Here is a 14,965-nt window from a genome sequence, read left to right on the forward strand (position 1 = left end):
CCATATTTTTATGTTGTTTGGAAGGGGGTTTAAAACTTATCTGTCTATTCGCTAGCCTATAAATGGAATGCATCGAGAACGAGAATTCTGCTCAAAACCATAAACTCCAAAACATATAAAGTGCTGATAGCAAGCTTTTTTACGGAAAAACCGTAATTGGAAATGACTATTTTTACCACTTTTCGATAAACTGCAAAATAAAACGATTAAAAATAGACCTTCTTGTTTTTTAACTGTTAGGTTTGAGGTGCTGATGGTAATTATTTAGAGTTTTGAAGATCTAAAAATAGTTGCCAAAAGTGCGATCGAGATCACAGGCTGGCGTCAGTTTTTTTATATTCTGAATACAGAATAGCCAAGTAAAACTTCAACAAAACTTCAACAAAACTTCTAAATTAAAACTTCAAGGCTTTACTATAAGCCAAAAACGTTTATTAATCAACCTGTTCTATAAATTGGTAAAGGTTTAAAATTTTAGAAATTATGAGAAAAGTATTTAGTATTACCGTTCTAACATTATTTTTTGCAGGAAGCATTAATGCTGTTAATTTAAGCGCATTAAAAATCGAACAAAAAGAAAAAACTTGTGAAGAGAATGCATGGGATTTGGCAGATTTTGTATACGAGAATTCTGGTGGCGACGGTTTTTATGCTGGTGCAGTACTGCAATCAGCACTAGAATTGTGCAAGTAAAAAATATAGATTAACTAGAGACCATATTACATTTGTCTTAATTTATTTGTAATATGGTTTTTTAATTTTATCCAAATATGAAAAAATATTGTTTCAGTATTTTAGTACTACTTATGCATTTAAATAGTATTGCTCAAAGCAATCAAGTATCAGGTGTTGTTGCCTATTCTGTGAGTTTAGAGCCAATTTATAACGCAGTTGCAGAACGATTTAAAAGAGAATCAAATAAATTAGCCCTTCAAATTTTTAGTGATATTGCTGAAACAGCCTCAAATTTTGAATGCAAACTAAGCTTTAATGGATTTCAATCTAAATTTGGATTAGTTAACGCAATGGCGTTGGGAGATTTGGATAGAAATAAAATGTTAGCTGTAAGAACGGTAGTTCAAGGTGACTATTACACCAATTTATTACTAAAAAAACAAATTTTACAAGATAACTCAAGTACCGATCTTTATATAGAAAGTAACCTTGAACACATTGATTGGAAATTAACAAAAAATATTAAAAAAATTGGTGATTATGTTTGTTACAAAGCCATGGCATACAGGGAATTAATGAATGAAGAAACCGTTGCCATTGAAGTTTGGTACACACCACAAATACCAATAGCATTTGGGCCAAAAGAATACGTAGGCAATTTACCTGGTCTGGTTTTGGAATATAAAGACCATATTGTGCATTTTGTAGCTAAAAAAGTCGTCTTAAATCCTAAAAAACTCATTGTTATTAATTGGCCAGAAGGTGAAACTATAAGTAAAGAGGACTATCAAAAGCAGCAAACTATTTCTTTCTCTACTTTAAAAGAAAATTCTGGGAGGTAATTATTATTTCTAAACGTAATGTGTCATTGTATGAAATATATACTAACTTCTGCTATCATTTTATTGGGACATGTCGTTTTACAAGCCCAGAACATTGATGTGACAGGTGTTGTTAAAGATACACTCCATAACCCATTAGAATACGCTAATATTCTGGCTGTTCCAGATGCTGAAAATGCCGATATGCGTTTTTCAATTACTGATAAAGCAGGTAAGTATCTTTTAAAATTAGAGATGAACCAAACGTATGAAGTTACAGTTAGTTATTTGGGATACGAGCCACAAACGTTTACACTAGTCACAGCCGAAACCGATATTTCTAAAAATTTCTCTTTGAAAGAAAGTTTAAATCAACTTACAGAAGTAGAGCTGCACTACATACCACCAGTAACCGTAAAAAAAGACACCATTATATATTTAGCAGATAAATTTGTAACTGGCGAAGAACGTAAATTGCGTGATGTTTTAAAAAAACTACCTGGAGTTGAAGTGGATAGAGATGGAAATGTAACATCCAACGGGAAACGCGTTACTAAAGTATTGGTTGAAGATAAAGTTTTTTTTACTGGTAATAGTAAACTAGCCGTAAACAACATTCCTGCCGATGCCATTGATAAGGTAGAAATGTTAGATAATTATAATGAAGTTGCCATGCTGAAAGGTTTAAAAGATAGTGAGACCTTGGCCATGAACATAAAACTGAAAGCAGAGAAAAAGAAGTTTGTGTTTGGCGATGTAGAAGGGGGAATTGGAATAAAAGAACGTTATGTGGTGCATCCAAATATATTTTACTATAGTCCAGAAACCACACTAAATTTTATTGGCGATTTGAATAATACAGGTGTTAAGAGTTTTACATTTAGAGATTATTTAGAGTTTGAAGGAGGTTTTGGTAAACTCATGGACGATGTTGGGAGTTATTTTAATTTGTTTAATAGCGATTTTTCTAGGTATCTAAACAACAACGATTATAAATCGAATACCAACCAATTTGCTGCTGCAAATATTAGGCAATCCATAAGTGAAAATTCGGATATAAGTGCTTATATTATTTCTAACAATGCCAAAATAGAAACGCAAAGCGAAACCAATACGGCTTATTTAGATAATGATACACCTTTTATAGAAGATAGAACAAGCAATAATACAGTAAATACTTTTTTCACCATAGGAAAACTAACCTATGAATACAAACCTAGCTTTAAGGAAGATTTGAGTTATAGTAGTTTTGTAAAGCTTTCTAACAATGATAGTCAAGGATTTATTTCAACTATAAATCCTGTACAAAACAACCAAATAGCAACGCAATCAGATATTAATAACATTAATCTGAAACAGCACGTAAGCTATAGTAAAAAACTATCTAGTAATCATACCGGTACATTGGAAGCGTCATATACATTTCAAAATGATAAACCGATTGTTAATTGGCAAACAAATCAGCAAATTCTACAAGGGTTAATTCCGTTGGAAACCGATGATTTTTATAATATTCTACAAACCAAGAAAATCAATACTCATGCAATAAATGCCATTGTAAAGGATTATTGGGTTTTAAATAGTTTTAATCATGTGTATACTAGTATTGGCGTTAGTACAGCCTTCGATAATTTGTATTCTAATGATGAGCAGTTATTAAGCGATGGCAGCATAAACAATTTTTCAAGTGCCGGTTTTGGTAATGATTTTAACTATCAATTTGTAAATCCGTTTATAGGTATGGAATATAAGTTTCAGATAGGGATTGCAACCTTTAAACCTGCTTTATATTACCATATTTATTTTTGGAACACCAACCAATTTAATGATAAATATTCTAAAAGTAAATCTTTATTATTACCACAATTTTCAACTAAAATTGAATTTAATAACAGCGAAAAAATTAATTTTAAATACCAGTTACAAGCGCGTTTTCCAAGTGTTGATCAGCTTGCGGGCAATTTTGTACTATCTAGCTTTAATAGGGTTTATAAAGGGAACACGAGTTTGGAAAATCAATTGTATCATTCAGCTAGTTTAAATTATTATAAATCTAGTTTTTTTAAAGGTTTCTATTTAAATATTGGGACGAACGTAACTAAAAAAATTGAGCAAATTAAAACCGTTACCCAGTTAGATGGTATTGAACAATTCAATTCTGAAATTATGTTTAATCAGCCAGAACATACGTGGACTCTAAATGGTGCCATTAACAAGAAAATTAAGAAAATCAGTTACAAATTTAAAAGCCGCTTTACTTATAATGATTTTTATCAATTGGTTAATAATCAAACACATTTAAATGTTTCAAAGGGCATTTCTTCCACGATTAGTGTGGAATCATTTTTTAAAAATTGGCCCAATTTTGAAATAGGTTACACTAAAGATTATAGTAATTATAAAGCCTTGGGAAATAAAACAAAATTTGAAAACGATGAAATATTTACATCTTTAGAATATGATTTTTTGACTAATTTTATCCTTAAAGCGGATTACACATTTGATAGTTATAAAAATAAAACAGCAAACATAAATAATGAATTTGATAATGCTAACGCCTCACTTTTTTACCAAACCGAAAATAGTCCTTGGGGTTTTGAGATGAGTATTTCAAACATTTTTAATACCGAATTTAAACAGCAAAATTCATTTTCAAGCTTTTATATAAGCGATAGCAAAACCTTTATTATGCCACGAATTTTTATGTTTAAAGTGGCTTATAAACTATAATGTCAATGTGTCTTTATTCATAAATAATTCATACCCGAATGGCTTTTTTTAATACACTTATACTAACAGAATTTTCTTTATACTGCTATGTATATCAAAACCTTAAAAAGGCATAAGTGCTGAAACTGGACCTTTTTACGGGAAAACCGTAACGGTTTTTTTAGTTTTCGATGAAATTCGTGAAATTCTCTAAAAAGGCTTGTGTAAATTGTAATTTATTTTTTAGTTTGAGATGCTGATAGTAATTATTTAGAGTTTTGAAGATCTAAAAATAGTTGCCAAAAGTGCGATCGAGATCACAGGCTGGGGTCAGTTTTTTTATATTCTGGTTACGGAATAGTCAAGTAAAACTTCTAAAGTTAAAACTTCAAGGTTTTTTTATTATAAGCCAAATATGTTTATTAATCAACCTATCTTAAAACTTATAGAGGCTTAAAACTTCAAAAGTTTTTATTAAAAAAAAGGAATATCAGATGAAGAAAAAAATGGTTTATTTACTTTGCTCTATTATTATCTATATAATAATATCTTTTTCTAGAGCATATTCATTTTCTCTAAGTTTGGCTTTAGGTTGTTTTTTTTACGCTTCAATAAGTATTTTTGCATTTATTAAGTCTAAAGAAGATTTTAAGGAATCGATAAAAATAGCTATCATAATTTTATCAGTACATTTAATGTTTTTACTGATTTGTTTCATCTTTTTTTACGATAGATTTTTTCTCAAAAGTTTATTACCTACAATTTTTTATATAGTTATACCATTAATTATTGCCTGTATTTTTTCCTTTATTAAGGAACGAAAGTATTCCTTTTTGGTTCTTTCCCTATATGTCTTTTTTAGTGTGTTTTTTATAGTTAAAATAAATCCTTTTTGGGCAGATTATATTAGTAATTATGTATCTGTAAAATCATTGAAAGGAGAGAAATCTGTATTACATAATGATTATTACGAAGTTTTTAATTCTAATTTGGAGTCAAAAAATCTTTTCTTAGATGATAATAAAATGGTTGTGATAGATGTTTGGACGAAATATTGTAGCGCTTGTTTTAGGAATTTACATAAATTCCAGGATATTAGGAAGGAATTCTCTAGCAATAGTAATATTTCATTTTTCACGTTGGGGATACCTTTAAAAGGTGATTCAATAGATGACTTGAGCAGGAAAATGACAAATTTTAATTCTAGTTTTGATCAATTATTTGCACAGAATGAAGCATTTTTTAAAGATTTTGGGTTCAATAGTGTGCCCCATTTAATGTTGTTTAAAGGTAACCGATTAATTTATGAAGGAAGTTCATTTTACTGGTTAAGTAAAGCAATTTCTAAATTTGAAAATTAAATAGTCGTTTTTAATATTTTTCAAAAGCCATTCCCTTCCGAATGGCTTTTTTATTTTGTATTTTTCGGAAGCAAAAAAATAGATTATGATTAATAAACAAGTTGCCAATGTTAACGAGGCCTTGCAAGGCGTAACCGATAATATAACCTGTATGTTGGGTGGTTTTGGATTAAGTGGTATTCCAGAAAATTGTATAGCTAAATTGGTAGAATTGGAAGTTAAAGGTTTAACCTGTATTTCTAATAATGCTGGTGTGGATGATTTTGGATTGGGATTACTACTACACAAACGCCAAATAAATAAAATGATTTCATCTTACGTGGGTGAGAATGATGAATTTGAACGCCAAATGTTAAGTGGTGAGTTGGATGTAGAGCTTATTCCGCAGGGCACGCTTGCTGAGCGTTGTCGTGCAGCACAAGCTGGTTTTCCAGCCATTTACACACCTGCTGGTTATGGTACTGAAGTTGCCGAAGGCAAAGAAACTCGTGAGTTTGATGGCAAAATGTATGTGTTAGAACATGCGTTTAAAGCCGATTTTGCTTTTATAAAAGCTTGGAAAGGTGATGCTGCTGGGAATTTAATTTTTAAGGGAACAGCTAGAAATTTTAATCCAAATATGTGTGGTGCAGCCAAAATAACGGTTGTTGAGGTTGAGGAATTAGTACCAGTGGGTGAATTAGACCCCAACCAAATACATATTCCAGGGATTTTTGTTCAGCGTATTTTTGAAGGTAAAAACTACGAAAAACGTATTGAGCAATTAACCGTGAGAAAATGAGATTAAATCTTCAAATTAACAAATCTTCAAATTATTAAAACATGTTAGATAAAAACGGAATAGCAAAACGCATAGCACAGGAAGTTCAAGACGGTTACTACGTGAATTTAGGAATTGGTATTCCAACTTTGGTTGCTAATTACGTGCGAGACGATATAGAAGTGGAATTTCAAAGTGAAAATGGCGTGCTGGGTATGGGGCCATTTCCTTTTGAAGGCGATGAAGATGCCGATATTATAAATGCTGGTAAGCAAACCATTACCACCTTACCAGGAGCTAGTTTCTTCGATTCGGCTATGAGTTTTTCTATGATTCGTGGGCAGCATGTAGATTTAACCATATTGGGTTCTATGGAAGTGGCGGAAAATGGTGACATTGCCAACTGGAAAATTCCAAACAAAATGGTTAAAGGTATGGGTGGTGCTATGGATTTAGTGGCCAGTGCTGAAAATATTATTGTAGCTATGATGCATACGAATAAAGCAGGCGAATCTAAATTATTAAAACGATGTTCGCTTCCATTAACTGGTGTTGGTTGTGTTAAAAAAATTGTAACCAACTTGGCGGTACTTGAAGTTACGGATAAAGGCTTCAAGCTTTTAGAACGTGCTCCTGGTGTAACAGTTGATACTATTAAACAAGCAACCGAAGGTACATTAATTATTGAAGGAGATATTCCTGAGATGGCTATTTAATCTCAACAATTGCTTAAAATAACAAACACAAAAAAAGCCACTAACTTGTTAGTGGCTTTTTTTGTGTAAAAGAGTTTTGGATTGTAAGAAAATAAAGTCTTTTTTTTGTTAAATGTTAAAAAAACATGTATTTCATCGAAAATTAACGTATTTTAACAGATGTAATTAAAATATATTTCATATTAGCTATCCCAAACCTAACCAATAAATTAACTGAATTTTTTAAAAAATGGAATTGTTTTTGACCCCAAATCTATCATAATTTAATTTTTTAAAAAGGAATCAAATCTACCAAAACTTAACTATTTATGAATTTTGCCCCAAATCTATCTAAACAACCTACACGTTATGATAATAGTTTTATTTTGAGTGTTCAGAATACAGGAACTTTTATAAGAAGTGTTTTGTATTTAACTAAAAAATTATTCATGCTATAATCCTTTAGGAATAGCATGAATAAGTTTTTTTGTGTAGTCTTTTTTGGGTGTTTCGTATATTGTATCGGCATCATCCATTTCTTCAATTTCGCCTTTATTCATAACAATTAAATTATCGGACATATATTTTACAACGGCTAGATCGTGTGATATAAATATATAAGTAAAACCAAAATTAGCTTTCAAGTCATTAAGTAAATTAAGTACTTGGGCTTGAACGGAAATGTCAAGTGCAGAAACAGATTCATCACAAATAATTAATTTAGGTTCCAAGGCTATAGTTCTTGCAATTCCTATACGCTGGCGTTGACCTCCTGAAAACTCATGCGGATATCGTGAAAAATAACTAGCATCTAAACCTACTTTTTCTAATAGTTTTAAAACCCGTTGTTTCCTATCGCTTTCTGATTTTCCGATGCCGTGTACCTTCATCGGTTCCATAATAGCCTTACCAACCGGTATTCTAGGGTTTAGTGAAGCATATGGATCCTGAAATATAATTTGAATGTCTTTTCGGAGCGTTCTAATGGCTTTTCTGCTAAGCTTTGTAATGTCTGTACCTTTATATAATATTTGTCCAGCGGAAGCTTTGTCTAATTGTAAGATAACATTCGCTAATGTAGATTTACCACAACCGGACTCACCAACTAAGCCTAAGGTTTCGCCTTCATATAAATTAAAACTGACTTGATTTACTGCTTTGAAAACCTGATTTTTAGCAAACCAACCCGATTTAGATATATAAGTTTTATCTATGTTTTGGATGCTTAATAATGGTGGTTTTGCATATATAAGTTTATGGCTCTGTTGGCGGTCTTCTTTAGATATAATTGTATTGTTAATGCTGTCCGACATAAAGTCTTTAATAGTAGCTAAGCGTTTGTAGCGAACATCTAAGGCTGGCCTGGCATTAATAAGTGCTTTTGTATAGGTGTGTTTTGGTTTGTTGAAAATATCTGAAACAGTACCTTGCTCTACAATGTTACCTTGGTACATGACTAGTACACGATTGGAAATTTCTGAAATTAAAGCCAAATCATGAGAAATGAATAAAATACTCATATTCTCGGTTTGTTGTAATTCTTTTAAAAGTAAGATTATTTCTTTCTGTACAGTTACGTCTAGTGCGGTTGTAGGTTCGTCAGCGATTAGTATTTTAGGTTTGCAGGCAATTGCCATAGCAATCATAACACGCTGTTTTTGGCCTCCAGAAATTTCATGAGGGTAGGCTTTAAATACCCGCTCTGGATTTGGTAGTTTTACTTTTTCAAAAAGGTTAATCGTTTCTGTTTTCGCCTCCAATTTGGAAAATGCGGTATGTTGCATTAAAATTTCTCGTACTTGTTCACCACATCGCATCGATGGGTTAAGTGAACTCATGGGTTCTTGAAATATCATGGCTATTTCATTGCCCCGAATCTTCTGAAATGCTTTAGAGGTAATTTGCGTTAAATCACGTTCGTTAAAATTAATTTTACCTGCAGTAATTTTGGAAATTTCAGGAGGTAATAACCCCATAATAGCTAATGAAGAGACTGATTTTCCTGATCCCGATTCGCCTACAATACCCAAGATTTCATTAGGGAAAAGTTGGTATGAAATTCCATGTATAATCTCATTTTTAACCTTATTGTTGTAAAATGATATGTGTAGGTTTTCTATGGTTAAGATAGGCGTATTTTGCATGGCGGAATGTGATGATTCTTGTTGTGATAGTTAAATATGGCTAATTTCATTTTCATGTAGTAACGCATCACCGCGTAGTCTTAGAAATATTTGTGCAACTGCAATTGTGTCTTTTTCGCAATAAATAACAATACGATCTATGTTGTTCTCTTCGTAATAAACACCGTATACTTCGCTACCATCAATATCGTCTTTAGGAGATGGTATTCCAAGAACGTGGGTGAGTAATTTTAAAGATGTATAGTTTTTATAATCGCCAAATTTCCATAGCTCAAGCGTGTCTAAGTGTGGTACTTCCCACGGTTTTTTACCAAATAAATTTAACTTATAAGGAAGTTCTACATTATTAATTATCATGCGTCTAGCAATGTATGGGAAATCAAATTCTTTCCCATTATGGGCGCATAATAAATGTTTATTGCTACTGAAATGTGTTGATAAAAGGTTTTTGAAATCTTTTAAAATAGTTAATTCATCACCATAAAAAGAGGTTACTCGAAAGTTTCTGATATCGCCATCTATCTTAAAATACCCAACTGAAATACAAACTATTTTGCCGAATTCAGCCCAAATTCCAGCGCGGTCATAGAATGCTTCGGGTGTAAATTCGTCTTTGCGTTGGTATTGCGATTTGTTTGCCCAAAGTGCTTGTTTGGTTTCATCTAAATCTGAAAAATACTGTGTTTCTGGAACCGTTTCTATATCCAGGAATAATATGTTTTCAAGATTTAATTTAGAAATCATGGTTTGGTGTTTAATTCAACATTTTATAAGCTTCTTCAATATAAGTGGTAATATCTGGAGTAAATGTAGCTACTGCATCAGCAGGACCTTTTGAGTGGCCTAATCTTACAATTATAACGTTGTCATTTGGTTCAACAATTACATACTGACCTAAGTGACCACGCATCATAAAAAACTCTTTATCTCCTACATTTTTTAGCCACCAGCCATATCCGTATTCAGGGCTTTCTTTAAAACGTGGTTTGATAGATTTTGCAATAAAAGCAGAGTCTAAAATTTGTTGTCCTTTCCATTTTCCGTAATCCTTATAAAGTTTACCTAAACGGGCAAAATCTTTTGCGTTACTAGCTATACAGCAATAGGATTTTACCATATCATGATCCTCACTATCTACTTGCCATAAGGTAGCGTTTTCACTGCCTAAAGGTTTCCATAATGATTCGGATAAGTAGTTGTACAGTTTTTTACCAGTTGCACGTTCAATAACCATTGCAAGCATTTGAGTGTCGCCACTAGAATAGGTGTATGATTGTCCAGGCTCTTTTACTACTTTTAAGGAATTAATTACTTTATCTAAATCATCATCAAAATAAGCTCGTGTAGTTATTGATAATGGTGAGTAGTAAGCTTCGTCCCAGTCTGTTCCGGAAGCCATAGAAGATAAATCGCCAACAGTTAGCTTAGCTGCTAAGCCTTCCTTAAATTCTGGCAGGAAATCGCTAACAGGTTGGTTTAGACTTGTTATGTAGCCTTCCATGAGTGCTTTGCCAAGTAATGCTGAAACATAACTTTTAGCCATAGAAAAGGAGTTTGATTTGGAGTTTTCATTAAAACCATCGTTATATTTTTCAAACCAAATGCTATCGTTTTTTATAATCACATAAGCTATGGTGCCATTTTCGGAATTTATTTTTTTAAGTGTTTCTGTTTCCGAAACGCTATTGTAGTTTTTGTGATTTGGCCAAGGTTGTGGTGTGCCGTTAGCGACTTCTTGGTTGTCAAATTCTTTATAATCTTCTAAATAGGCGGTTGAGTAACCTTTGAAATAAATAGTTCTAACTGCTTTTAATAGATAGTCGGTATCAGTTATATACAAAGCTGCGATTAAAACGGCAAAAATAATGATGACCCACTTTAAGAACGATTTTAAAAATTTCATGAATTATAGTTTAGTTAAATAAAGATAGTAAATATTATCAAGTACTATTTGTGTTGTGATGTAATGCTAGTATATTTTAGACGTAAAGTTTAAAACAAGGATTGTTGTTTTATAGGGTTTTCATGATTTAGAAGCCATTTTTTACGACTTAGTCCACCTGCATAACCTGTTAAGCTTCCATCGGAACCGATAACTCTATGGCAGGGGATAACAATCCATAGCGGATTTTTACCATTGGCATTGGCTACTGCACGAATAGCTTTTGTGTTACCTATAGTTTTGGATAGTTGTAAATAAGAAACTGTTTTTCCGTAAGGAATACTTTGTAGTTCTTTCCAAACGGTTTTTTGAAAATCCGTTCCCTCAGGGTTTAATTTTAAATCAAAACGGTCACGTTTGCCTTCAAAATATTCGTTAAGTTGAAGCACACAATCTTGAAGGGATTTAGGGATAGTGGTTGAAAGTTTTTCTTCGGTATTTAAAACTGTTATAGACGCAATGCCTGAGGTATTACCCGTAATTTGAGTAAAACCTAAAGGCGATTTAATTATACATTGTTCCAGGGTCATTAAGATTGTTCATCTTCATCTTGAATTAATCCTAAGCGTTTAGCACGAGCTTCCCAGCTTCTACGAGCTAATTGTTGAAGATCTGGAATGTCATCACGCTCGTCCATAATTTCTAATCCAAGTAATGTTTCAATAACATCTTCCATTGTTACTAATCCGCTTACCGAACCATATTCGTCTACAACTAAAGCCATATGGTTTTTGCTTTCAACTAGCTGTTCAAACAATCTAGGGATTGGAACATTACGCTCTATGATAATAATATTACGTTTAATTTCAGAAAGCGATTTCTCACCATTACCAAAAGCCATTTCCTTGAAAACCTCGTCTTTTAATACCAGTCCGGTTATATTGTCGGAATTGTTTGTGTAAACAGGTATTCTTGAGAATTGTATGTTGGCATTTTTTTTGAAAAAAGATTCAATACTTTGGTTTTCATTTTCAATAGACATTACGGTTCTTGGCGTCATAACATCTTTTGCTAAAACCTCTTTAAAGGTAAGCATGTTACGGATAACCTTACTTTCCGATTCGTGAAAAACACCTTCTTCTTCAGCTAAATCTGTCATAGCTTGAAAGTCTGCACGGCTTAATACGCTGCCATGTGGACTACCGCCAATAAGTTTTGTAGTTAAACGGAGTAACCATAAGATACCTGTATACTTTAGTGGAAATATTAAAATATTTAATGTGGTAGCTGTAAAAGCAGTTAAAGATTTCCAGTAGGTTGCTCCAATGGTTTTAGGTATTATTTCAGACACAACTAAAATTAATAATGTCATAATAGCTGAAACGATACCCACTGTGTTTATTCCGAAAAATTCAATTTTATAAGGTAAACTCTCTGCTTGTATACCAACCATCATGGCACCCAATGTATGAGCAATAGTATTTAACGTAAGTATTGCAATTAGTGGTTGATCGACATCGTTTTTTAAAGTTTCTAACTTAATAGCGAAATCTTTACCTTCTTGTTTCTTTATATTAATATAGGTAGGCGTTACGCTTAAAAGAACTGCTTCTAAAATGGAACATAGAAATGAAAAAAATATGGATATGGTGGCCCAAAAAATGAGTGTGCTCATTAATGTAAGTTTTGTTTATTGCTAATTTACAAAATCATTGGTTAATCTGAGGTATATTAATTTGAATACTGAAATGTAATTACGTCAATTAAAAATTAAATAAAGCACAAAAATGCCATAAAAAAATTCGATATTGTGTCGTAAAATGTATTCCCCAATTTTTTTATAAATGAAAATCTATCACCAGCTTTCAAGATTACCTTTTCTTAAAAAATATTCTTATAAATTCCTATTTGTTGCCTTTTTGGGTATTCATCTACCATTGTTAGGTGTTGTATTCTATAGTCTTTTTGTAACCTCCATTTCAAAAGGAGCTTTTGTTGTTGTAACCTTAGTATTAACGCTAATAGCAACAGCAATAACCTTAAAAGTTTTAAACGCGTTATTGTATCCTATTGTTCAAGGTGAAAAAGCATTAATGGCATATATAGATACTAAATATGTTCCTGATTTACCTACAACATATACTGATGAAGTTGGTGTGGTTTTAAAAAATATTCAACATACTATTGAGTCTTTAGAGGAGGTAAATCAAGAAAAACAGGAGGTTGTAGAACTTATATCTCATGATTTGCGAACACCGGTTGTTCAAACATTACAAATTCTTGAATTTTTGAAATTAGAGTCTGCAGATTCTAAAGATTATCAGTCTCATTTAGCAACCTTAAAAGAGGTAGCTGAAAAACAATTGAAATTTTTAGAAGGTATGTTGAAGATCCTAAAAGATGAACATGTAGAGGTGTCTGCCGAAAATTTTGAAGTGCTAACTATCTCGCATATAGTTGAAGGTATTATTCTAGAAAACAAACAGGTTATTAAAGCTAAAAATTTAAAGATAGTAAACGCTATTCCTGAAGATTTAAAACTTAAAGCACATGCATTTGGCATGAAGCAGGTGTTAGAAAATATAATGAGTAATGCAATTAAGTTTTCAGAAGATACAGGTGAAATAAAACTAACGGCTGCTGTAGATGAAAAACAAGTGTGCTTAATGATAAAGGATTACGGTATTGGATTTAATGAGAATACTAAGCGACAATTATTCAAGAAATTTATACCGGGACATCTAGGTGTAAACGGCGAACCAAGTACAGGTTTAGGTTTATACTTGAGTAAAAAAATAATTGAAAAACATGGCGGTACTATAAAGCCATATAGTTCTGGTGTAGGTAAGGGAGCAGAATTTGAAATATGTATTCCAAAAAAAATAAACCCTTATAGCTAAATTGGTATAAGGGTTTATAGTGTATTTATGAGTTTAATAGTTTAACTACATCTTTAGCAAAATATGAAGCTACTATATCGGCACCTGCACGTTTGATAGCTGTAATTTGTTCCATCATAACGGCATCGTGATTTAACCATCCTTTTTCGGCAGCAGCTTTCAGCATGGCATATTCGCCTGAAACTTGGTAGACAGCTACAGGAACATCAACTTCATTTTTAATTTCACGGACTATGTCTAAGTAGCATAAACCTGGTTTAACCATAACAATGTCTGCACCTTCATCAATATCCATCTCGGTTTCGCGAATAGCTTCAAAACGATTAGCAGGATCCATTTGATAACTTTGTTTGTCTTTAGGAACATCTTGCATGTCAACAGGAGCTGAATCTAAAGCATCTCTAAAAGGGCCATAAAAAGCAGATGCATATTTAGCAGAGTAGCTCATAATACCGGTATTATCAAATCCGTTATATTCAAAAGCTTCCCGCATACTTAATATACGGCCATCCATCATATCACTTGGGGCGACAAAGTTTGCGCCCGCTTCGGCATGAGAGAGACTCATTTCTGTTAGAATATCAACCGTTTCATCATTTAAAATTAGGCCGTTTTCAACAATACCGTCATGGCCATATGATGAGTATGGATCCATAGCAACATCTGTCATGACTAGCATTTCTGGACAGGTATTTTTTACAGTTTTAATAGCACGCTGCATAAGGCCGTTAGGGTTTAGAGCCTCTGTTCCTTTATTATCTTTTAAATTATCGGGAACTTTAACAAATAGTAAAACCGATTTTAAGCCCAAACTCCAAAGCTCTTTAACCTCTGCTTGAAGCAAATCTAAGCTATACCGATAATAATTTGGCATAGAGGCAATTTCCTCTTTTATACCTTTTCCTTCAACAACAAAAAGTGGAACTAAAAAATCATTTGGTGTAATTATAGTTTCACGAACTAAAGAGCGTATACTGCTATTAGCACGTAAACGTCTGTTTCTTTTTAATGGATACAT

General features: G+C 32.4%; 14 protein-coding genes. 8 read left to right on the plus strand and 6 right to left on the minus strand.

Features of this window, described 5'->3' with window-relative positions; all coding sequences use genetic code 11:
- Positions 1-483 precede the first annotated feature (483 nt).
- The 7 genes from ACW5R3_RS02045 (at position 484) to ACW5R3_RS02075 (ending at position 7,479) form a co-directional block, all read left to right on the plus strand.
- On the plus strand, positions 484-693 hold the full coding sequence (locus ACW5R3_RS02045; protein WP_456577959.1) for a hypothetical protein: 210 nt from the start codon (positions 484-486) through the stop codon (positions 691-693).
- Between the two features lie 77 nt (positions 694-770).
- Entirely contained in the window at positions 771-1,517 is a 747-nt protein-coding gene (locus tag ACW5R3_RS02050; protein ID WP_456577960.1) for a GLPGLI family protein, read from the plus strand.
- A gap of 30 nt (positions 1,518-1,547) precedes the next feature.
- Entirely contained in the window at positions 1,548-4,226 is a 2,679-nt protein-coding gene (locus ACW5R3_RS02055; protein ID WP_456577961.1) for a carboxypeptidase-like regulatory domain-containing protein, read from the plus strand.
- A 473-nt stretch (positions 4,227-4,699) separates the two neighbouring features.
- Entirely contained in the window at positions 4,700-5,566 is an 867-nt protein-coding gene (locus ACW5R3_RS02060; RefSeq protein WP_456577962.1) for a TlpA family protein disulfide reductase, read from the plus strand.
- 85 nt (positions 5,567-5,651) lie between these two features.
- Positions 5,652-6,347, plus strand: coding sequence for a CoA transferase subunit A (locus ACW5R3_RS02065; protein WP_456577963.1), 696 nt, complete (start codon positions 5,652-5,654; stop codon positions 6,345-6,347).
- A 41-nt stretch (positions 6,348-6,388) separates the two neighbouring features.
- Positions 6,389-7,042 carry a CoA transferase subunit B gene (locus ACW5R3_RS02070; RefSeq protein ID WP_456577964.1) on the plus strand — a complete coding sequence of 218 codons (654 nt, stop codon included), beginning with the start codon at positions 6,389-6,391 and terminating at the stop codon, positions 7,040-7,042.
- A gap of 308 nt (positions 7,043-7,350) precedes the next feature.
- A complete protein-coding gene (locus ACW5R3_RS02075) occupies positions 7,351-7,479 on the plus strand; it encodes a hypothetical protein (protein WP_456577965.1) in 129 nt (42 codons plus the stop codon).
- On the opposite strand, the gene ACW5R3_RS02080 is transcribed toward ACW5R3_RS02075, so the two are convergent.
- The 5 genes from ACW5R3_RS02080 to ACW5R3_RS02100 form a co-directional block, all read right to left on the minus strand.
- Positions 7,474-9,165 (minus strand): ABC transporter ATP-binding protein, encoded by a 1,692-nt coding sequence (locus ACW5R3_RS02080; RefSeq protein ID WP_456577966.1) that lies wholly within the window; start codon positions 9,163-9,165, stop codon positions 7,474-7,476. The two genes, ACW5R3_RS02075 and ACW5R3_RS02080, sit on opposite strands and share 6 nt — an antisense overlap.
- Before the next feature lie 30 nt (positions 9,166-9,195).
- A complete protein-coding gene (locus ACW5R3_RS02085; RefSeq protein WP_456577967.1) occupies positions 9,196-9,909 on the minus strand; it encodes a 3'-5' exonuclease in 714 nt (237 codons plus the stop codon).
- 10 nt (positions 9,910-9,919) lie between these two features.
- A complete protein-coding gene (locus tag ACW5R3_RS02090) occupies positions 9,920-11,068 on the minus strand; it encodes a serine hydrolase domain-containing protein (protein WP_456577968.1) in 1,149 nt (382 codons plus the stop codon).
- Positions 11,069-11,157: 89 nt separating this feature from the next.
- Positions 11,158-11,631 (minus strand): methylated-DNA--[protein]-cysteine S-methyltransferase, encoded by a 474-nt coding sequence (locus tag ACW5R3_RS02095; protein WP_456578846.1) that lies wholly within the window; start codon positions 11,629-11,631, stop codon positions 11,158-11,160.
- A 5-nt stretch (positions 11,632-11,636) separates the two neighbouring features.
- Complete coding sequence (locus ACW5R3_RS02100; RefSeq protein WP_456577969.1) at positions 11,637-12,722, minus strand: CNNM domain-containing protein; 1,086 nt, start codon at positions 12,720-12,722, stop codon at positions 11,637-11,639.
- 169 nt (positions 12,723-12,891) lie between these two features.
- On the opposite strand from ACW5R3_RS02100, the gene ACW5R3_RS02105 reads away from it, so the two are divergent.
- The gene (locus ACW5R3_RS02105; protein ID WP_456577970.1) at positions 12,892-13,947 is read left to right on the plus strand and encodes a sensor histidine kinase; all 1,056 of its coding nucleotides are present in this window, start codon (positions 12,892-12,894) and stop codon (positions 13,945-13,947) included.
- Between the two features lie 25 nt (positions 13,948-13,972).
- Here ACW5R3_RS02105 and hemB read toward each other — a convergent pair whose 3' ends face one another.
- Positions 13,973-14,965, minus strand: coding sequence for a porphobilinogen synthase (gene hemB / locus ACW5R3_RS02110; protein ID WP_456577971.1), 993 nt, complete (start codon positions 14,963-14,965; stop codon positions 13,973-13,975).

It is taken from the genome of Algorimicrobium bowmanii, from assembly GCF_054031195.1.